Genomic DNA, 21402 nt, shown 5'->3' with positions numbered 1-21402 from the left:
TCCTTTCCGTTAACACTACTGACATTTCTTGTTAAATCTCACAAAACGAAGGCGCGGATGGCATCGGCCCTCCCCGCCAAACCGTAACAATATTAAGAGAACATAATCAGGAACGCAATTACAGTTGCGGCAAGCGGAATAACTTCGACGATACCTACACCGATAAACATTGTTGTTTGCAATGCGTTACGTGCTTCTGGTTGACGAGCGATTGATTCTACCGTTCTACTCACGATTAGACCATTACCAAGACCTGCGCCAAGCGCACCCAAACCAACTGCAATTGCTGCTGCCAAATACTCCAAACCCATTTTTAATTTCCTCCTTTAATTGTTTGCATTTATTGATAGTTTACTAAATCTCTATAAGATGGGCTAATCAGCTCTTCTAATAAAGATTGCTAATGCTCTTCTTCATGAATCGTATACTGTGCGATATATACCATCGTCAGTATTGTAAATATATAAGCTTGCAATGCTCCGACAAATATACTGAAGCCTTGCCATACGCCCATAAATGGTATTCCAATGTAACCTAGTTTCATAATTACCGCGATGAGAACCTCACCCGCAAAGATGTTGGCATAAAGCCGGATAGCCAATGCGATCGGCTTCGACAAGTTCTCAATAATGTTCAACGGCAAGAAAATTGGGAACGGTTCAACAAAATGCTTGAAGTAATGCTTTGTATTGTTTTTCATCCCGAGATAGTTCATCAGTATAAAAACAATTATGGCTAGTCCCGCAGTCACGGAAATATCGGCTGTTGGTGACTTCCACCACATAATCTCCGCATGTGCTCCATCCGCAAGCCCTTTTGTCGCTTCAATCAGGTGTCCAAACACGGACACTTCATGATGTGCCTCAGTAATAATACCGAACGGCAATCCCAAAAGGTTCGATACGAAGATAAACAGAATCAGTGTTAGTCCCAGGGACAGATATGGTCTGCCTTTCTTCAAGTCCATCGCGCTGCCGATAAGCCCTTGCACAAACTCAACAACCCATTCCATAAAGTTCTGCATCTTGGAAGGATTCTCAACCGACAAGTTAGCTACAGCTAACCGGCACATGACGAATACGATAAGCATACTAACCAAAAGCATTACGACGGCAGATATATCCAGATGAAATCCGCCAAGCATAATAATCGGTGCGTCATGCATGTATATGTATTCACCCCTTTCCCGTTTGAGATGTTTACTCTTTGCTTCGAAGACCGATGACTATACTGACCGGAATGGTTAGCAGTTGCGGAATGAACAATCCGATAATAATAGTTTCCAACGAAAAATGTTCAATCTTCACACCAAACATAACCACCAGCAATGTCATACACAACCTAGTCAAGAAACCAAGACTAAGGCTTTTCTTCTCTGTAGTGACTACATAATTAACAAGGCCTTGAACTTTCCTGGATAGGTAACCCAAATTAAACAATCCGATCAACAGTCCCAGAATAAACCCGGCAATGTGCAATTTGTAGTCCGGGAGTAGAGCCCATCCAAGAAACATGACGGATAACAATAGCAATGTTACCCTATTCACGACCTTAACAATGGAGTTCATATCAATCATCCACTCTGCTCCCCCATTGAATCTGTAAATTAGGTTCAAGTGCTGATAAATGAAGTATTAGTTCAAATATGAAAAAACCAACAATTTTACCCTTTTTTCATACCAAGTAACCCCAACTCATTTTACTGAATATGACGACTTTTTGTCAATGTAAGCGTTAAATTCAGAAATAACATAACTTTATGACATACGTCACAGATAAATTGAAAAACCGTACAGTATAACTGTATGCTATCTGGTTAAAAAACACAATTCTCGTTCATTTCATTTTGTGAACTTTCTGTGAAAATTCTCAGGACGTTCGTTTATAATTCCGAAATGGTGACAAATAGCGTTGACAATTCTTTCTGATGCTTTTCCATCTCCATACGGGTTTGCGGCCCGGCTCATGGAATTATAAATCTCTTTGTCGCTGAGCAACACCTTTGTCCGCTCATACACCATCTCCTCATCCGTGCCTACAAGTTCTAACGTACCTGCCTCTACACCTTCAGGACGCTCTGTTGTGTCACGAAGCACAAGTACAGGAACGCCAAAAGATGGCGCTTCTTCCTGCATACCGCCAGAGTCCGTAAGTATAAGATGGGTGTGAGCATAAATATTATGAAACTCCACCACATCAAGAGGCTCGATAAGTTTGATACGGGGATGATTCCCCAAAGTTTCATAGGCGGGCTCTCTCACCGCTGGACTAGGATGAACCGGATAAACGATCGCCACATCTTCAAATTCATCAGCGATCCGCTTGACTGCACGGAATATATTCAAGTGCGGTTCTCCCTGCGATTCACGGCGGTGAGCCGTCATGAGAATAAGCCGCTTTCCGGCGGCCCAATCCAGCACGGAATCACTATAATTCGGCTGTACTGTATATTGAAACACATCCGTAACCGTGTTGCCTGTGATATATATACTTGACTCTGGCTTATTTTCTTTCCTTAAATTTCCAGCAGAAACCTCTGTAGGGGCAAAATGCAAGTCAGCAAGTACCCCGGTCAACTGCCGATTCATTTCCTCAGGAAATGGGGACAATTTGTTCCAGGTCCGAAGTCCTGCTTCAACATGCCCAATTTTTACTCCTTGTAAAAAGGCAGCGTAACTTGCCAGGAAAGTAGTTAACGTATCGCCATGAACCAATACAATATCAGGTTTGGCTTCACGAAGAACGTTCTCCAAGCCCTGGAGAACGCGTATAGTAATTTCATTCAAACTCTGGTTAGGTTTCATCACATCTAAATCGTAATCTGGAACTATCTTGAACACATCGAGTACCTGATCCAACATTTCACGATGCTGAGCCGTAACACAGACAATGGATTCAATATGCTCTGGATGTTTCTCCAATTCAAGAATGAGAGGAGCCATCTTGATGGCTTCGGGTCTAACTCCGAAAATCGTCATTACTTTAATTTTTGACATGATATATCCCTTCCTTGACTATTTTGTTCCGTATAAACGGTCGCCTGCATCACCAAGTCCAGGGATAATATATCCGTGATCGTCCAAATGATCGTCCATTGCAGCAACATAAATATCTACATCAGGATGAACAGCATGAACTGCTTTGACACCTTCTGGTGCAGCGATCAAATTCATCATTTTAATTTGTGTACAGCCGCGTTTCTTAAGCGCATCAATTGCCGCAATAGCAGAACCACCTGTTGCTAACATAGGATCAATAACGATCAATTCACGCTCTTGGACATCAGTTGGTAATTTAATATAGTATTCGACAGGTTGAAGCGTCTGCGGATCACGGAATAGACCGACATGACCAACTTTAGCTGCTGGAAGCAACTTCAAGACTCCATCTAGCATACCTAGTCCTGCACGAAGAATCGGAATGAGTCCGAGCATCCGTCCCGATATAACACGCGCCTGTGCTTCAGCAACCGGGGTCTGTACCGTGATCGACTCTAAAGGAATATCTCTCGTAATTTCATAAGCCATCAATGTAGCGACTTCATCCACCAATTCACGAAAATCCTTCGTGTTGGTCCGCATATCGCGAATGAAAGTCAATTTGTGTTGAATCAAGGGGTGATCGCATATCACCAATTTTTCCATAGTTTGTCCCTCCGGTAATTAAACTCAGTCTTCTCGTTTTTCATTAATGATGCCCAAATCCTATCTATTATATCACTGTATTTTTATGATTGCTACGAACTGCAACTGGCCAATGACCGCTCTTTCCGTCCATATAACGAAGATTTAACGACAAATAGCGCTCCTAATCTAGAAGCGCTATTTGTCATGCTAGTCTACTTATTCATTTATGGAGTTTCATCCTTCGTATCCAGCAGTTGCTGTCCACCCATCTGCATCGAAGCCATGGCTTCTTCAAGCGTCTTGGTACCACCCACTACTTCATTCAATTCCGTGTTAATAACCTGTTTTAGTAGATAGAAAAAATCATCAGGTGGTAATGCATAATAATCAGCAGGCATCCTTTTATCTTGAGGCTCTAGTGTGTAGAAAGCCTCTAACCGTCTCCCGTCAGGATTATAAATATATTCTGTTCTTGTAGATGGAGAAATCCCACTCGTTTTTGATCTTACCTTAGCCAATTCTTCACCATTAACTAATTTGATAAATTCCCAAGCAGCCTGCTGTTGGGTAGATTCAGCATTAATGCATGAAATATCTATAAGATTATAAGGATACGAATCACGACTTGATTCATTCACCGGCGCCGATGCCAAATCCCAATTAAAAGGCTTTGCCGAATTAAGATTGTTATTCATGTAATAATAAGGTTCTACTGTCATAGCACTGGTGCCTTGTACGAATGGATCATCATAATTCCCCGGTTCTAAGTCAGGCATCACTACTGCTTTTGATTGATAAGCATCGATCACCGTCTCAAAAATCTTCTTGTATGATTCCGTATTGATCGTCATTTTCATGTCTCTAACATTATACCAACCTAAATTGCCACTCGCCGCTAAATTCTCAACTAACACAGCCATATTTCTGATGTAAAGCCCACTCCCCCCATCCTCCACCGGGAACCGCTTCGCTAGTTCAATGATCTCCTGCCATGTCATCTTGTCTTGGGGATAAGGAATCTGGTATCTATCAAACAAGTCCTTATTGTAATAGATTGCTTCCGACGTGAAGCTTGGAGGAAGTCCATAGAGTTTGCCTCCTCCTACCCCTCTAAGAAGCTTAAGAAATTTGGGATTGATTCCATCGAGTTTAAAAGCTTCATTCTTAAGTATAGAGTCCAAATCATATAGCTTATTCTCCTGAATGAGCTGTTCATAATCCTGAACGTTTAACATCAGAACATCAGGTTTTTCAGCTTCCATTACTTTAGTCATGTTACTTCCGAAATAATTGACTATCTTTATGTCGACATTGGGAAATTTGGTATTAAACTTATCCCCGTAATCTCTCCTAACCGCATCCTCTTGATTCATGGTCATGATTGTCAATGTCGCCTTCATATCCGAATTACCTTCATACTTGATGGCTTCTTTGCCCGAAGAACACGCTGTAGAAAGAATAGACAATAGCATGGTTGCTACTAGCAAAATAGAATATCTTCTTTTCACCCATACATCCTCCTCTAAGGTTATCCGAATGCAAGCGCTTACCTAATAAGGTATGTTGTTACCATCTGGTAAGTATATACCGGAAATTATACCCTTCAAATGTTATAATTTCCTAGTATACATATTTACATTATCTGGGGTAAATTTCTCTAGATTAATATTAAAAAGGCCAACCAGCACAATCTGGTTGACCTAATAATATAGACTAATGACCTATCCTCAACAAGCAGTGAGATCTTATTCGTAGCTAAGTTCAGAGTATATCGGGAATTTATTCGTTAGCTCCTCAACTTGCTTACGAGCTTCAGTTAAGATGGCTTCGTCTTTAGAATTCTTCAATACGAGAGCAATGATCTTACCGATTACTTTCATTGCTTCTTCATCCATTCCACGTGATGTCACAGCCGGTGTACCGATCCGAATACCACTTGTAACAAATGGACTCGTAGGATCGAACGGAATGGCATTCTTATTCACTGTAATGCCGATAGAATCTAGAACATGCTCAGCGTCTTTACCTGTAATGTTTAAATTACGAGTATCGATAAGCATTAAATGGTTGTCTGTACCGCCAGATACAAGGTTCAATCCTTCTGAAATGAGGGACTCAGCCAATACACTGGCATTTTTCACAACATTCTGTGCATACGTCTTAAAGGACGGCTGTAATGCTTCACCTAGAGCAACAGCTTTGGAAGCAATAACATGCATCAACGGACCACCTTGTGTTCCAGGGAATACGGCCTTGTCGATAGCAGCTGCCCATGGTTGCTTACACAAGATCATGCCGCCACGTGGACCACGAAGCGTCTTATGTGTTGTTGTTGTCACGAAATGAGCGTGTGGTACTGGATTCGGATGAAGCCCCGCTGCAACTAGACCAGCGATATGTGCCATATCAACCATGAAGAGGGCACCTACATCGTTTGCGATAGCCGACAATTTTTCAAAGTCGATGATACGCGGATAAGCACTAGCTCCAGCCACAATCAGGCGAGGACGATGCTTAAATGCAGCTTTACGAACTTCATCATAATCGATGAGGAAAGTGTCTTCCTGTACACCGTAAGAGACAAAGTTATACAACAATCCAGAAGCATTCACTGGGCTACCATGCGTAAGGTGACCACCGTGTGCCAAATTCATGCCAAGCACAGTATCTCCTGGTTTAAGTGCAGTAAGGTATACGGCAAGGTTAGCCTGTGCACCAGAGTGAGGTTGTACGTTGGCATGATCTGCACCGAACAGTTCCTTGGCACGATCGCGAGCGATATCTTCTACGATATCTACATGCTCACAGCCACCATAGTAGCGTTTACCTGGGTAGCCTTCCGCATATTTATTCGTTAATACGGAGCCCATAGCCTCAATGACAGCTTCGCTCACAATGTTCTCTGAAGCGATTAATTCAATGTTGTTCCGTTGACGCTTCAGTTCCAAATTCATCGCCTCAAGTACTGCTGGGTCTTGCTTCTTCAAGTTATTCATAGTTCAATAGTCCTCCTTATATTTAAATGAAATTGTCTACTGACATTCTTGTGAATCTTGTACTTCAGGGAGAATATAAACGGCACGTTCGCCGCCGATCAACTTCGGCCGCGTCCAGGCCGCAGTAACACGAGCCTTACCAATGGTTCTGCGAGAAGGACGAAACGGAACGGCTACGCGCCGCAAATGCATGCCGATCAATGTCTCTCCGATGTCGATGCCAGCATGCGCCTCCAGGCTTTCTGCCAAACAAGGATCTTTAAGGTTTCTGTAGGCTACTGCTGCCATCGATCCACCCGCCTTGGGTACAGGTACCGCGTTAACCTCACAGAGCCTCAGCTCTTCAAGCAAACTTCGCTCCACAACAAGCGCTCGGTTCAGATGCTCGCAGCATTGAAAAGCTACGTTGAATCCGTACTTGGTCCTCACACTTTCAATTCCCAAGTACAATTCCTCAGCAATGCTCTCCGCCCCTCCTTTACCAATAGTAGCCCCTGCCACTTCACTGGTGCTAGTACCAATGACTACAAGATGACGGGTTCCTAACTTTGCCGCTACTACTAATTCCTCCAGTACTTCAGCAACCTGTTCCCGGACGTTTCCCAGATCCTGGTCTGTTTCCATAATGACAAGCTCCTTTCCTTCAGAAGAGTCGCACCTTTTGTAGAAGTCTGTCCTTATTATACCAAACAGTCTCGCAAGGAAATAATAATCTTCGAAGGATATCCTAATGACGAAAAAAGAGCAGGACGCAAAACATGCGTCGTGCTCTTTGCCCAGGCGACCGGCCGATATTCCGATGCTCCATCGTGGTTTCATCCACTCTCGTCGCCAGTTACATCGGATCTAAGAATCTATACTTAGAATAAAACATAGAGGAGACAATTGCAACCCGATTTTATGCCTAATTCACGGTATCCCCTAAAGGAGATTATCCTTCTTCAGCTTATCGAGTAATTTATCCAGCGCAGCGGCAATTTCATCTGCCGTCATATCGTAATCCGCTCGCGACCCTCCAAACGGGTCCGATATATCATATACCGGTATGTTTCGCAAAAGCTGATTAAGACGATTACTCTTTACTTCATCCAAAGTATTACCAAGCACTTTACTAAGCTCAAACTCGGCAATTAACTGATGTAATTCCTCCTGTTCAGCAAGAACAGTTTCGTTATCTTCTACGTATTCTTTTAGTGCATATGTTTTGTCTGCCGCAGCAGGAAAATATTGAATAACATGACGTTTATGACCTTGTGTCAAAGTAAGGATCAAGTCTGCCCACTCTGTAAGCTGCCCGTGTAGCGGTTTCGATGTCATGTTATCGGCAATCCCCTGACTCTTAAGCACGGCTTCAGCATGTCGTGAAATCGGGGTCCCATTAGACGCGGCTACGCCTGCGGATGTCACCTCCACATTTACTCCACGTTCCCGTGCCAGCTTACGCAGCAGTCCTTCCGCCATTGGGCTTCGGCATGTATTCCCCGTACAAACAAACAAGATTCTCATGACGTATTTTACCTCCAAGGTTGACTGCTTTGTACCTATCACATTTTATAACAGGTGCATACATTCATTTTATCAAAAGATAAACATTAGACCAAACGCTAGTAGAATAGCTCCACCGGCTGCTTCGCCGTAATCCCCTAGACCCCGGCTCATTTTGCGTCCCAAGGCTAGTCCAAGAACCGACAACAACCCACCCACAAAACCAAAGCTCAGTACAGATAACCACAAATTGCTATGGAACATCCCTAATGAGACACCAACCGAGAAAGAATCAATACTTACGCTGAGTGAGAATAAGAGTACGCCCAGAAATGAGCGATGATTGATCGACTGAATTCCACTACCCTTTATAGAGCTTACAATCATGTGAGCGCCAAGCAGAAATAATAATCCCCCAGCAACAAATCTTGCATATTGACCTAACAGTCCACCTACATACTGTCCAGCAAAAATGCCCAGTAACGGCATCAGCATGTGAAAAAGAGAAACGGCACTCCCGATACGAATAGCGTCATTTCGGCGGACTCCCTTCATTCCAATTCCAATACCAAGGGAAAAAGCGTCCATTCCCAATGCGACTGCAATTAGCATGATCGTTACCAGTTCTCCTAATTGTTCAAATGCGACTGCCATATAGCGATTCCCCCATGTCTGATTGTTAGTACAACCATATGCGGACAAGGGGAACTTCATGCCATTACTCTTCCTCACCTGGCTCGAGGATACCTGCTTCTAGATAATTAATGTACTGTCTCATCTTACCTGCAACAGTCCAATTTATTTCACCACTCTCGAACAGCGCCTGAACTTCGTTACGTTCAGCTTGGATGGCTTTGATCTTGAGTTCATTCTTGCGCTGATTGAACACATCTTCACTCTCAAATTTCCCAAAGCTAGTTTGCATCCGCTCAATGGATTCATTGTACTTAGCAATGACAGATTGAGCTGCTTCCCTGTTCTTATCATTAATCAACTCATGAATTGCTGCTATAGCAGCTTTGGATGTCTGAATTCTCACTTTCCGGAGCTGTTCAAAATCATCCATTTTCCCCTGCTTCTTAGGTTTCGTAATAGCGCGTTTAGAAAACATACGCCGTACACGTAATAACGTAACCGCCATTTGCATTTTAGAGCGGCTAGACATCACCTGTTCCATTTGATCAATGATCTCTTGAACTTGAACGGCCAATTCACCCGAGATATCACCATTGCTCAGCATGTTTTGGATTTCTTGACGTTCTGCTTGAATCCCCGCGTAACGTATTTTAAGTTCCAACCTGTTTTGCTTGGTGTCGGACCACTTTTCACCCGATCCATTCTGCAGCTTCGTTAATTCCCTCTTATACTCTGCAATGACAAATCCAGCAGCCATTCGATTCTCATCATTCGTCGCCTCACGCACCGCGTTAATCCCGGCTTGTATAATTTTGATCCGTGCCTTCTCTTCAAGATCGCCCTTCTTCTCACTCTCTGGACTCTTGGAGAGAATAGGCAACACGATACTTGCAATAACTAAAGAGAATAATATAACCCCTGCTGCTAGAAAAATAATGAGATCACGTTCAGGGAAAGGACTGCCATCCTGTAACACGTATGGAATAGAGAACGCAGCGGCAAGTGTCACCGCACCACGAACACCTGATAACGAGAGCAACACGGAAGAGGTTAACTTAGGCTTGCCCATCTGTTGCCCACTTCCCATAAGCCATGAGCCTTCCCAGAATACATAGACCCAAATAAAGCGTAATAATATCAAGCCCACCGAGATGATACCGATAAAACCAATAACTTGTAAATTACTATAGTCCGGACTTTGAAAAATCGTAGTTGTTGCATTCGGAATTTGTAGACCAAGGATAACAAATACAAGACCGTTTAATATGTATAAAATAACCGACCATGTATTATGAGACACAACCCGTAGCTCTGCTTGGCTCGATTCCGTATGGTCTCGTTCAATAGCATGGACAATGCCACCTGCAACAACGCCCAGAATTCCCGATAACCCTAGATGTTCCGTGACTAGGAAAATGACAAATGGCGTCAAAATTTGAAGCAACATATGAATAGTAACGTCTTCCATACCTAGTCTACGAATGAAAATGCGTAGCCAGACAATCAGGAAGGATACAATCGCCCCGCATATCAGCCCCCCAAGCGCAATCCAAATGAAACTGAGTGTAGCTTGTGTCAGAGAAAATACACCTGTTACCATAGCTGCCACTGCAAATTTAAAAGCAACTAGACCGGAAGCGTCATTCATTAATGACTCTCCCTCAAGCAACCGTAGAATCCCTTTGGGAAGCGAAATTCGGCCAGCTAAGGCCCCAACTGCCACGGCATCCGTTGGTGATAGAATCGCGGCAAGCGCAAATGCAGCTGGTAAAGGAATACTTGGGATCAACCAATGAATGAAGTATCCCCCAGCAAATACCGTTACGAACACTAGTCCAAGCGCAAGCAACAAAATCGGGGAGCGTAAATTCCACAGCTCCTCCCGTGGAGTTCGCTTGCCGTCATTATAAAGTAATGGCGCAATGAAAAGAACCATAAACAATTCGGTATTAAGCGTCATGTGAAGTCCTAGTGGCAACAGCGCAAACAAGGTTCCAAGTGCAATTTGAAATACAGGAACTGGAACGCTGGGAATAAATCTATTTAGAACGTTTGAAACACCAATGAGAGCCAACATGATTAGAACGAGTTCAAACATTTCCATCTTTACGACCTCCCCCTATGGTGTACTTTATTTAAGCGAGTGTTCAAAAAGTCAGATTTTCAGCACCAAGGCTTAAGCTTACGAAGCAGCGTTTTTTCAAAACGCCTCAGAAGATTGAATGAAGATAGGGACTGAGGAGCGGAGCTACACGTTTTCGGAGAAAACGACTTCGGAAGCATTCGCTAGCAAAACCTACGTGAGCACCTGAAATGTTTCCGTAGGGAACATACCTCGTAAGCATATGCTTAGCCCGGCTGAATTCAATATTCGATGTTGAATCCACTTCTTGATAAGCTTCGTGATCAAAAGATGACTTTTTGAACAACCTCTTTAAACGTCGATTACATTGTGGCCCGCCGCTTTCAGCAGGCGGTTCATGATGGCTGCACCGAGGCCTTCCTCTGGACAGGCCTCGGCCATAATGAACGTGACGCCGTCTTCATCTAGACGGCGGAGCGCTGCATAGAGACGGTGCGCAGCCGTCTCTAGCGAGTCTAGGCTGCCGAGTGAGAGCATCGTCTCGGCATGATAGAGCGAGAGATGCTCGTCGAATGCGAGCAATCCCGTGGTTTCCCCGCGCGCGGCAGCTGCATCGAGCGCGGCCTGGATATGGGCCGCCACCGCCTCGGGCGCGGCCCCTTTCACTATGCGCATAGCCCCGCGGGGCGCATAGTGGGTGTACTTCATGCCCGGCGAGCGCGGCGCCGGGCTACCTGGCTGGGCCTCGCCCGAACTTTGGAGGGCGAGGTCCAGCTTAACGCCGCCCGCCACTACGCGGGCGAGCTGTTCCGCCGTGATCCCGCCGGGGCGGAGCACGGTCACCGTCCCATCCTGGCTGACTTCCACCACCGTTGACTCCACGCCCACTCCCGTGGGCCCGCCATCAACGATGCCGTCGATCAAGCCGGCCAAATCCTCGCCCACGTGGCTTGCCAGCGTTGGGCTCGGACGTCCCGACCGGTTGGCGCTTGGCGCCGCCACCGGACATCCCGCTGCAGAAATCAACTGCAGCGCCACATCGTGGGCCGGCATGCGTACGGCCACCGTGGACAGACCAGCCGTCACACGTGATGAGACGGCACCTGGCATCGCTGGTAATACGAGCGTCAGCGGACCAGGCCAGAACGCCTCCATCAGTCGCCGCTGCGTCTCATTCACTTCAGTGACTAGCCCTTCCAGCTGTACCATATCAGCTATATGTACGATTAACGGATTATCAGAAGGTCGCCCTTTAGCGGAAAAAATACGTTCCACCGCCTCTGTGTTCGAAGCATCGGCTCCAAGTCCATACACCGTTTCCGTCGGGAATGCTACCGTTCCCCCTGACGCTAATACTGCAGCTGCTTCCTCAATAGCTGTATGAGCCTCAACTAACGACGAAGTCTCACCTTCCACTTCGTTGAGCTCCGTTACATCCCACCACTGGGTATCTCTCGGCTCGGTACCTATCATTTTATTATGGTTATTATTCATCATCCATCATCCCAAGCTTTCATTATTATCTTCAACAGGGGTAAACCATCATACAAACCCTGTCCGCAATATTTCCCCTACCTAGCCGGTCCCATCCAAAAACAAACAAATTATAACATGAAATACCTCTTGAATGCCCATCCTATCCGGAAAGGGTGGTTCTACAAGCAGCCTCATTCAGACGTAACCCAAATCCAAATGTAGGTATCCCTGCGAGAAAGCTCTGCTCTTGATAGCAGAAGTCTAATTGCATAAAGTGCAGCTCTTGTCCATGCTAGCTTGATTTCCATCGATTTAGTTGCATTACCTACACTTAATAGGCAGATATCACGCAACTATCTCTATCTACTCAGAAATTAATTGCACTTTGTACATCTACTCTAGAATTCCTCTCCACTTCTCCCTAAATTAACTGCACTAAATACATCTATTCTCTCTTGGCATGGGAGTCTTACATGTCCAAAAAGCCTGCTGTGCACTACGACACCCAAGGGTCTCGCAATATGTACAGCAAGCTTCTTTCAAGTCCCAAAATGAACTATTAGGCAAACAGACCGGAAATCCAATCCCAGAATTCTACTAGCTTGTCCCAGATGAAGAAACGAACCTCCGTATCCTTCGGCTCTACGGACGAAGCGGATGGTGCCTTATCATCCACAGCATTCTTCACCGCAGCCCCGTCTTTCGCAACGGCATCACCACTACCTGCGTCGACGAAACATAGCGGTGGGAATAACACGCACCACCAATTCTTCCCTAGCCCTTCACCAAGCGTAACGCGAAGTGCTTCGTAATTTCCCGCAGGATAGACTGCTCCTCCATACATTTTGGTTGGAAACGGAACAACTCCTAATTCTACATTGTAGCTATAATTTTTACCGCTGCTCTCTAGCGTATCATTTACTTGTTCTTTAATAGACTGTAGATGAGTGCGAATGATTCGGCGAGCCTCCTCCAAATCTTGAGGGTTCTCCAGTTCACTTACCCAACCGTTCATCTGTTCCACAACTGCATCACGAACACGTCGTTTAACAACTTGATCTGAAACTTCATCCGAATTCGCCAAAATTCTAAGCCGAATGGAATCCTGTGGAATAATACCTTCAGCGACAGCTGTATCTATCTTTTGAGCTTCCCAACACATCACAAGAATCATAAAACTAAAAATGATAAGTGCTACTTTCTTTCTCATCCTTGCCGCTCCCCCTAACAAAACTACTGATGTCTATCAGTATGTCCGTTTAAGAGAAACGTAAACCTATGAATCTAGTAAAGTGAGTATAAAAAGTCTACTATTTAGAATTAAATATCCTGAAACGAGCAGGCAAGATACTAGGAATGTCATCTTCCTCGTCACCATGTATACGAATACTCATCGCGAGTCCGATACTCGCCATGTTAATAACTAGAGAAGTACCACCGTAGCTAATAAACGGTAGCGTGATTCCTGTCAAAGGCATGAGTCCGATAAACATCCCAATATTCTCAAAAATTTGATACAGTAGCATGGCAACAATACCAACGATCATATAAGGTCCACATCGATCCCTACATTCAAGCGCGATTAAAATCAACCTGTGAATCAGTACGAAATACAACAGTAATAATACCGAACTACCGATAAAGCCAAATTCTTCAGCAATGACTACGAAAATCGAATCGGAGTAGGTTAACGGAACACGTTCTGACTGTACCGTCTCCCCTTTCATATATCCTTCCCCGGTCATGCCGCCTGAGGCGATAGCCAGCTTAGCATTCTTAGTATGATAAATCGCCTTAGCTGTTGCTTTCTCTGGCGCTAACCACGGATCAATCCGCTCAATCCAGTGTTCACGTCCGATCTCCACAAAGAAGTTATACACTTCATCATGATATATCTTATATGCACTAATCCCACCGATAAGCGAGCCTATAAATATGGCAGCAGCAATGAGAGCGTGAATATATTTAACATTACCGATCCACAGCATACCTGCCAAAATAACAATATAACTAAGCGCATTTCCTAAATCATTCTGCGCCATAACTGCAGCAAAGGGGATAAACGTAAACAGACCTAAAGGCACAACATCCCGCCAAAATTGCAACTGATTCTTGCGTTTACGAACCAGTATGAATCCTAAAAAAATAATCAGGAACAGTTTAAATAGCTCAGCTGGCTGCAAACTGAGTCCACCCGGGAGCGTTATCCATCCCGTCGCATTATAGTACGTATTCCCGACAAACATAACCACGACTAAAAGTCCGACACCTGCGATATAAATGACGGGGGCATATTTTACAAGTAGCCTAAAATCAATGAGGGAAAGAACTAAAAAAGCCAGAAATCCAACGACATAATACGCAATCATCCGGAGATGATAGCCTTGATACTGAGTATTCTCCGTCGCACTATATAACACCACAATGCTGATTCCCATCAGAAGCAACAATATGATTACAATTGCGATATCGATTTTTTTAAGTTTATTTAGCATATGTCACTTCTTTTTCATAGTATTCTTGTTGGGTAATATTCGTACAGGACCAGAGCAACACGTAAATAGATCTTAAATCATAACCCGATCTTGTTTCTTACTCTCCACAGGAAGAGGAAAATCATCCACTTCTTGGCCATATAACTTAATGCTTAAGACTAGAGCCAGACTAACCATATTAAGAATTAACGAGGTTCCTCCATAACTAATGAAAGGAAGTGTTATTCCTGTTAAAGGCATCAGACCAATGAACATGCCGATATTCTCAAATATTTGATAAAGAAACATCGCAACGATCCCCGTAATAATTAAGGGTCCCGCTCGTTCACGGCACTCCAATGCAATCAGAATCAAACGATAGATCAGAATAAAATACAACAGGATAAGTACTGATATACCTACAAACCCAAATTCTTCACCAACTACGACGATGATAGAGTCTGAATAAGTATAGGGTACCATCGCCGATTGTACCATATCCCCCTTCATGTAACCTTTACCAAACATACCTCCAGATGCAATAGCCAGCTTCGCATTCCTTGTATGATAGGAAGCATCTTCACTAGCTTCACTTGGGAGTAGCCATGGATCAATTCTGTTCAAATAGTGTGCTTTATTGGTTTTTTCAAGTGCAGCGACAATCTCATCGTGATGGGATATATAAGTCTTTACTCCACCATAAAAGGTCAGTGTAACTAAACCCAAAATAATTAATGTATGAGAATACTTAATATTTCCTACCCACAGCATACCAACCAAAATAATTAAGTAAGCAAGTCCATTTCCAATATCATTTTGTTTCATTACTAAAGCAAAAGGGATCAGTGTAACAAGTGCCAACGGTACAATGTCTTTCCAAAAAGAAAGTCCGAGTTTAGATTTCTTCATCAATAACGCGGCTAGAGACAGAATTAATACAATCTTAAATAACTCGGCCGGTTGTAGGTTAAGTCCTATCCCCGGAATCTTTATCCAGCCCTGCGCCCCGTTCAGTTCAGCTCCTATAAATAAAACAACCACCAGGAGTAACATACCAGCCATGAAAATAAACACGTGATACTTAAGGAGTATCCGGTAATCAATCAGGATCACACCGAAAAAGCAGATGAATCCAAGAATATAATAAAATACCATGCGGGTATCAGAACCTTTAAATTTCGGCCAAGCAGCTATTCCGCTATGAATAAGACAGACACTAATCCCCATGAACAACAATAAAATAATAACAATAGACCAATCAATTCTCTTCCATTTACTAATCATGAATGGCTCCTCTTAAAATTTCATCGTTATTCATACGTCAGTTCAATTCGTACGATATCTCTATCGTACACCATCTTAACATACATGAACAAGTTAGCTCACAGATCTGAAGTAAACGAAAAAAACTCCTCGCAAAAGAGCTAGCTGCAAGAGGAGTTTATGGTTCAAAAAATTGCAATACCAAGCACATGTCTATCGATTCCAGCAAAATCGCGAACAGTTATAATCTCCTGCCATATCCCCGTGCTCCGAAGTAGCTCCGCAACAGCTTCTGCTTGACCCATACCAAGTTCAAATCCAATCAGACGGGGCGGTTGTTGCAGCAATCCAAGCTGCTCCATCATCACCCGATAAGGTGCGAGACCATCTGGCCCCCCATCCAATGCTCCACGCGGCTCATAATCACGAACTTCACGCTGAAGCTCTAAGATGTCCGCCGCCGGAATGTACGGCGGGTTAGATACTACGATGTCCAGCGACTCGCCCTTAAACGGTTCAAGCAAATCTCCTTGCTTGAACTCTACATCTAGGCCGAGTCGCCGGACATTGTCCTGCGCCACCGCAAGCGCATCCGGCGAGATATCACTCGCCGCGAGTTGCCATGACGGGCGCAGGTGCGAGAGTGCAGCGGCGATTGCGCCGCTGCCTGTGCCGATGTCGGCGACCCGTGGTGCGCCGCCGGGCCAAAGGCGATCGCCCGCCTTAGCGATCGCCTCAACAAGCAGCTCCGTTTCGGGCCTAGGAATGAGCACAGCCGGCGTGACCCGGAAGGTCAAGCCGTAAAATTCCTGTTCCCCGATAATATACTGCGCTGGCTCACCCGCTGCCTTGCGGCGGATCGCTTCTTCCCACGCATCCTTGCGGTCTTGTGGGAAGGGATCGCGGAGTGCCGCCAAATAAGCGGCGTTCGTAAGCCCAAGCACATGACGGAGCAATAGCTCCGTATTAGATAAGGGCTCACTCACGCCTGCGGCTTCCAAAAAAGAAGAAGCCTCTCTACGGGCTTCTGAAATGTTGAGCGCTCCAGATAGAACATATCCGTCACCGTTCAAAATGTTATTCTCCTTTATCCATCATTTCTGCTTGCTCAGCTAAGGTAAGCGCCGAAACAAACTCCGTAATGTCTCCATTCATCACTTGATCCAATTTATGAAGAGTCAACCCGATCCGATGATCAGTTACGCGGCTCTGCGGGAAGTTATACGTACGGATACGCTCACTGCGGTCTCCTGTACCTACCTTACTCTTCCGTTCACCAGCATATTTTGCTTCCTCTTCCTGACGCATCATATCCGAGATACGTGCACGAAGCACCTGCAAAGCTTTGTCTTTATTGGAGTTCTGTGATTTGCCGTCCTGACACGTTGCCATAATTCCCGTAGGAATATGCGTGACCCGGACAGCTGATTTCGTCGTATTAACGGACTGACCACCCGCACCACTGGAACAGAACGTATCGACACGAATATCTTTATCGTGAATTTCAATATCCAGTTCCTCAGCTTCTGGCATCACGGAGACCGTTGAAGTCGACGTATGAATCCGTCCACCCGATTCAGTAGCTGGAATCCGTTGCACACGGTGTGCGCCACTCTCAAACTTCAGTTTGCTGTAGGCGCCCCGTCCATTAATCATAAAGATAACCTCTTTAAAGCCACCGAGATCACTCTCGTTCGTATCCAAGACATCCACTTTCCAGCCCTGAGTATCAGCAAAACGCGTATACATGCGGTACAAATCAGCCGCAAACAACGCTGCTTCGTCGCCACCAGCAGCCCCACGGATTTCCACAATTACATTCTTATCATCATTCGGATCTTTAGGAAGTAGGAGAACATGGATTTTTTCTTCCAATTCAGCCTGACGTCCAGTCAGATCATCGATTTCCATCTTAACCATTTCGCGCATTTCATCATCTAACTTCTCCGCCTGCATTGCTTTTGCGGCTTCAAGTTCTTCAACAACAGTCTTATATTCAACGAATGCCTCATAAGCAGGTTGTAAGTCCGATTGTTCCTTTGAATAATCTCGCAATTTCTTCGTGTCGTTAGTTACATCCGGATCACAAAGCAACTCACTGAGTTTCTCATAACGTCCAGCTAGGGATTGTAGTCGATCCAACAAGGGAGATCACCTCTCTTTACTTAACATGACAATTTCCTAAAAAAAGCCGTCCCTCCCCATTCAAGCAGGACAAGGATAAACGACTTTTTATTATAGCATACTTTTTAACCTCTGAATAGAAGTTGCAACCCACTATAATATGATTTTTTTCTTGATCGGTTACTACGGTCATATACATCAACAATTAACGCGACCATAAAAAAACAAGCAAGCTCACCGATAACGGCAAGCTTGCATTATATCCTAAAGCTCCGACGTTATCTATACATTGAACCGGAAATGCATAACATCGCCGTCTTGCACGACATAATCTTTACCTTCCAAACGTAGTTGACCACGTTCTTTAGCGACATTCATCGTACCCGCTGCTGCCAAATCCTCAAAAGACACAACCTCGGCACGGATAAATCCACGCTCAAAGTCCGTATGAATCACACCCGCTGCTCCTGGTGCCTTTGTCCCTTTACGAATCGTCCAAGCACGTACTTCTTGCACACCAGCAGTGAAATACGTATATAAGCCAAGCAAACGGTAAGCCGCAGTGATTAGACGGTCAAGACCAGACGCTTCCAAACCTAGCTCCTCTAGGAACATCGCCTTATCTTCGCCTTCCAGCTCAGCAATTTCAGCTTCTACTTTGGCACTAATCGGTACGACTTCAGCATTCTCCGCTGCAGCGAATTCTCTAACTTGTTGTACAAACGGATTGCTATCCGCTTCCGTAACCCCATCCTCGCTTACGTTCGCAGCATATAGAACAGGCTTAAGTGTCAACAAATGTAGATCACGTACAATCGCTTTTTCATCATCCGTAAGTTCTATGCTACGAGCAGGTTGGTCGTTATAAAGCGCCTCTTTAACACGTTCTAGCACTTCTACTTCTTGCGCATATTGCTTGTTGCCGCCCTTCATATTTTTGCGAGAGCGATCAATCTTCTTCTCTACACTGTCCAAATCAGCCAGAATCAATTCGAGATTGATCGTCTGAATGTCGCTGATCGGATTGATTTTACCATCAACGTGGGTAATATTCTCGTCTTCGAAACAACGTACAACGTGTACGATGGCATCAACTTCACGGATATGGGCCAAAAATTTGTTACCCAATCCTTCCCCTTTACTTGCGCCACGCACGAGTCCAGCAATATCAACAAATTCAAATGCAGTAGGTACCGTACGATTCGGAACAACAAGCTCCGTCAATTTATCAAGGCGCTCATCTGGAACCTCTACTACACCGACATTGGGATCAATCGTGCAAAATGGATAGTTCGCGGATTCAGCCCCCGCTTGCGTTATTGCATTAAACAGGGTGGATTTCCCTACATTTGGAAGTCCGACAATTCCCGCTTTTAAAGCCATATCTATGACAACTCCTCATTATTTGTATTGACTCATCTTCTTCAACCATAGTACATATACCCCGTCTATTTTTCAAGGAGGTTCCGCAAATATTCCCATACATTTAAACTTGGAACATTTCAACAGTTGCATATAATACAACTTAATTAGGCCAAGTCACCTAGTGCTTCACTTTAGTTGTACAAGATACATCTAGCCGCTTGAAACCCGGGGTGTGCAACTATGAAACAAAAGAAAGAAGAAGGTGCTTCATGACCGAAGCCCCTTCTACTTATAGCCGTTTAGACATTACGATGTCCGTAATCTCGTAGCCAACTTTCTGATATAACTGAAATGCTCTTTGGTTATGTCCAAACACATGAAGCGAAATTTTATCCACTCCCTGCTGTCTTGCCGCCTCATCTAGAGCAGCCATGGTCGCTTTACCGTAACCCTTACCTTGGTATTGTTCATGAATAAGAATATCGTAGATAAAAGCATTTCGTCCTGTTGGATCTTCGGTGATATTAAACCACAAGTATCCGACCGCAACCTCATGACCTTCTTCTTGCACCCATACCGTATAAAGAAAGGCATCCTTTGTATCCTTACCTTCCGGAAGGTATCTCTCAAACGATTCCTTGGACAGAGTCAATGCCTCGTCTTCACTCCAAGTACCTGCTTCAACCTTATCCTTCGCATAATCTTTCACAGCACCGCTCAAGAACACTTCATATTCATGGTCACTCATTACTTTCAATTGAACCGTAGCCATCTCATCATCCCCCATCAAAGTTCTACTCACGCCGCACAAGTCGCTGGGTGCCACAGAGCGCCGGAATATCCCCGGCGCCGATCCCAAACATGGCGGTGCGCAGCTCGAACTCAACGCGCTCCAAGAGCGCGTCAAGTCGCTCCTCCGAATGCACCGCCGGTTCAAGCAGCGCCCGACCGAATCCGGCCAGGTCCGCACCCAGCGCAAGCGCCTTGGCCGCGTCCACGCCGGTGTTCAGGCCGCCGCTACCGATGACGGCGGCATCAGGAACCGCCGCCCGCACTTCGCGGATACATTCGGCGGTTGGGATCCCCCAATCCGCGAAAGCCTCCGCGGCCACGCGGCGCACAGGATCCGCGCTGCGGAACTTCTCGACTTGACTCCACGACGTTCCGCCCGCTCCTGCTACATCAATAAAGGCTACACCTGCTCCACGTAGCCGTTTCGCCGTCCCTCCGTCGATGCCCCAACCGACTTCTTTAACGCCTACAGGAATAGGCAAGCTACGGCAAATATCTTCAATGCGGGACAGTAACCCGCTGAAAGCTTGGTTACCTTCCGGCTGAAATACTTCCTGCATACTGTTCAAATGCAATACCAGCATGTCCGCTCCGGAAATTTCCACGGCACGCATACAATCGGCGGCTCCAAATCCGTAATTCAGCTGGACTGCGCCCAAATTAGCAATAATCGGAATAGTCGGAGCTTTACGGCGCACTGCAAATGTTGTAGACAATTCATCACGCTCTACTGCCGCTCGAACGGAACCTACACCCATGGCCCAACCACGTCGCTCCGCTGCCTCTGCAAGGCGATCATTAATCATGGCAGCTAGCTCGCTGCCACCCGTCATGGAACTAATTAATAACGGGGTCCGAACAGGTGCACCTAGAAATATGGTGTTCAAACTGATCTCATCAAAGTTCAACTCTGGTAAGGCATTGTGCCGAAATCTATATTTTTCGAACCCTGTGCTGATCCCCTCCGCACCGACTTCTTCCTCCAAACAAAGACGGATGTGTTCCGTTTTGCGTCCCGCTATGTCGTCCACGATACCACTCCTCCTTTTACTTCAAACTGTCAACTTATAGCGATATATAAT

The 21402-nt window shown here is 45.1% G+C and carries 20 protein-coding genes and 1 riboswitch; all 20 genes read right to left on the bottom strand.

The features are described 5' to 3' along the window. Positions 1-92: 92 nt before the first annotated feature. Positions 93-305, bottom strand: coding sequence for a F0F1 ATP synthase subunit C (atpE, locus tag IEW05_RS18675; RefSeq protein WP_373285848.1), 213 nt, complete (start codon positions 303-305; stop codon positions 93-95). Between the two features lie 95 nt (positions 306-400). Next, positions 401-1165, bottom strand: coding sequence for a F0F1 ATP synthase subunit A (gene atpB, locus IEW05_RS18670; protein WP_188541350.1), 765 nt, complete (start codon positions 1163-1165; stop codon positions 401-403). Between the two features lie 34 nt (positions 1166-1199). After that, on the bottom strand, positions 1200-1577 hold the full coding sequence (locus IEW05_RS18665) for an ATP synthase subunit I (protein ID WP_188541349.1): 378 nt from the start codon (positions 1575-1577) through the stop codon (positions 1200-1202). Positions 1578-1841: 264 nt separating this feature from the next. Then, positions 1842-2996, bottom strand: coding sequence for a non-hydrolyzing UDP-N-acetylglucosamine 2-epimerase (gene wecB, locus IEW05_RS18660; RefSeq protein WP_188541348.1), 1155 nt, complete (start codon positions 2994-2996; stop codon positions 1842-1844). 18 nt (positions 2997-3014) lie between these two features. Beyond that, complete coding sequence (upp, locus tag IEW05_RS18655) at positions 3015-3644, bottom strand: uracil phosphoribosyltransferase (RefSeq protein WP_188541347.1); 630 nt, start codon at positions 3642-3644, stop codon at positions 3015-3017. Positions 3645-3850: 206 nt separating this feature from the next. Continuing rightward, positions 3851-5134: an ABC transporter substrate-binding protein gene (locus tag IEW05_RS18650; RefSeq protein ID WP_188541346.1), complete on the bottom strand. Its 1284-nt coding sequence runs from the start codon at positions 5132-5134 to the stop codon at positions 3851-3853. A gap of 237 nt (positions 5135-5371) precedes the next feature. Next, positions 5372-6622: a serine hydroxymethyltransferase gene (gene glyA / locus IEW05_RS18645; protein WP_188541345.1), complete on the bottom strand. Its 1251-nt coding sequence runs from the start codon at positions 6620-6622 to the stop codon at positions 5372-5374. A 36-nt stretch (positions 6623-6658) separates the two neighbouring features. Then, positions 6659-7246, bottom strand: a complete 588-nt coding sequence (locus IEW05_RS18640) for a TIGR01440 family protein (protein ID WP_188541344.1) — start codon at positions 7244-7246, stop codon at positions 6659-6661. Positions 7247-7389: 143 nt separating this feature from the next. Next, positions 7390-7471: riboswitch (ZMP/ZTP riboswitch) on the bottom strand. A gap of 72 nt (positions 7472-7543) precedes the next feature. Beyond that, positions 7544-8128, bottom strand: coding sequence for a low molecular weight protein arginine phosphatase (locus IEW05_RS18635; protein WP_188541343.1), 585 nt, complete (start codon positions 8126-8128; stop codon positions 7544-7546). 72 nt (positions 8129-8200) lie between these two features. Next, complete coding sequence (locus IEW05_RS18630; protein ID WP_188541342.1) at positions 8201-8761, bottom strand: manganese efflux pump MntP; 561 nt, start codon at positions 8759-8761, stop codon at positions 8201-8203. A gap of 64 nt (positions 8762-8825) precedes the next feature. After that, positions 8826-10847, bottom strand: coding sequence for a Na+/H+ antiporter (locus IEW05_RS18625; RefSeq protein WP_188541341.1), 2022 nt, complete (start codon positions 10845-10847; stop codon positions 8826-8828). A gap of 330 nt (positions 10848-11177) precedes the next feature. Then, the gene (locus IEW05_RS18620) at positions 11178-12323 is read right to left on the bottom strand and encodes an L-threonylcarbamoyladenylate synthase (protein WP_188541340.1); all 1146 of its coding nucleotides are present in this window, start codon (positions 12321-12323) and stop codon (positions 11178-11180) included. Between the two features lie 538 nt (positions 12324-12861). Beyond that, positions 12862-13512, bottom strand: coding sequence for a stage II sporulation protein R (gene spoIIR, locus IEW05_RS18615; RefSeq protein ID WP_188541339.1), 651 nt, complete (start codon positions 13510-13512; stop codon positions 12862-12864). Positions 13513-13612: 100 nt separating this feature from the next. Beyond that, positions 13613-14797, bottom strand: a complete 1185-nt coding sequence (locus tag IEW05_RS18610) for an FtsW/RodA/SpoVE family cell cycle protein (RefSeq protein ID WP_188541338.1) — start codon at positions 14795-14797, stop codon at positions 13613-13615. A gap of 72 nt (positions 14798-14869) precedes the next feature. After that, positions 14870-16060 carry an FtsW/RodA/SpoVE family cell cycle protein gene (locus IEW05_RS18605; RefSeq protein ID WP_188541337.1) on the bottom strand — a complete coding sequence of 397 codons (1191 nt, stop codon included), beginning with the start codon at positions 16058-16060 and terminating at the stop codon, positions 14870-14872. Positions 16061-16224: 164 nt separating this feature from the next. Next, positions 16225-17112: a peptide chain release factor N(5)-glutamine methyltransferase gene (prmC, locus tag IEW05_RS18600; RefSeq protein WP_188541336.1), complete on the bottom strand. Its 888-nt coding sequence runs from the start codon at positions 17110-17112 to the stop codon at positions 16225-16227. A gap of 4 nt (positions 17113-17116) precedes the next feature. Further along, positions 17117-18184 (bottom strand): peptide chain release factor 1, encoded by a 1068-nt coding sequence (gene prfA / locus IEW05_RS18595; protein ID WP_188541335.1) that lies wholly within the window; start codon positions 18182-18184, stop codon positions 17117-17119. Between the two features lie 261 nt (positions 18185-18445). Continuing rightward, the gene (ychF, locus tag IEW05_RS18590) at positions 18446-19546 is read right to left on the bottom strand and encodes a redox-regulated ATPase YchF (RefSeq protein WP_188541334.1); all 1101 of its coding nucleotides are present in this window, start codon (positions 19544-19546) and stop codon (positions 18446-18448) included. A gap of 271 nt (positions 19547-19817) precedes the next feature. Further along, positions 19818-20330 carry a GNAT family N-acetyltransferase gene (locus IEW05_RS18585; protein ID WP_229753518.1) on the bottom strand — a complete coding sequence of 171 codons (513 nt, stop codon included), beginning with the start codon at positions 20328-20330 and terminating at the stop codon, positions 19818-19820. Next, positions 20323-21351, bottom strand: a complete 1029-nt coding sequence (fni, locus tag IEW05_RS18580) for a type 2 isopentenyl-diphosphate Delta-isomerase (RefSeq protein ID WP_188541333.1) — start codon at positions 21349-21351, stop codon at positions 20323-20325. Before fni ends, IEW05_RS18585 begins: the two co-directional genes overlap by 8 nt. Between the last annotated feature and the right edge of the window lie 51 nt (positions 21352-21402).

This window comes from Paenibacillus segetis, assembly GCF_014639155.1.
Classification (GTDB): domain Bacteria; phylum Bacillota; class Bacilli; order Paenibacillales; family Paenibacillaceae; genus Fontibacillus; species Fontibacillus segetis.
This window is presented reverse-complemented; position numbering and strand designations above follow the sequence as displayed.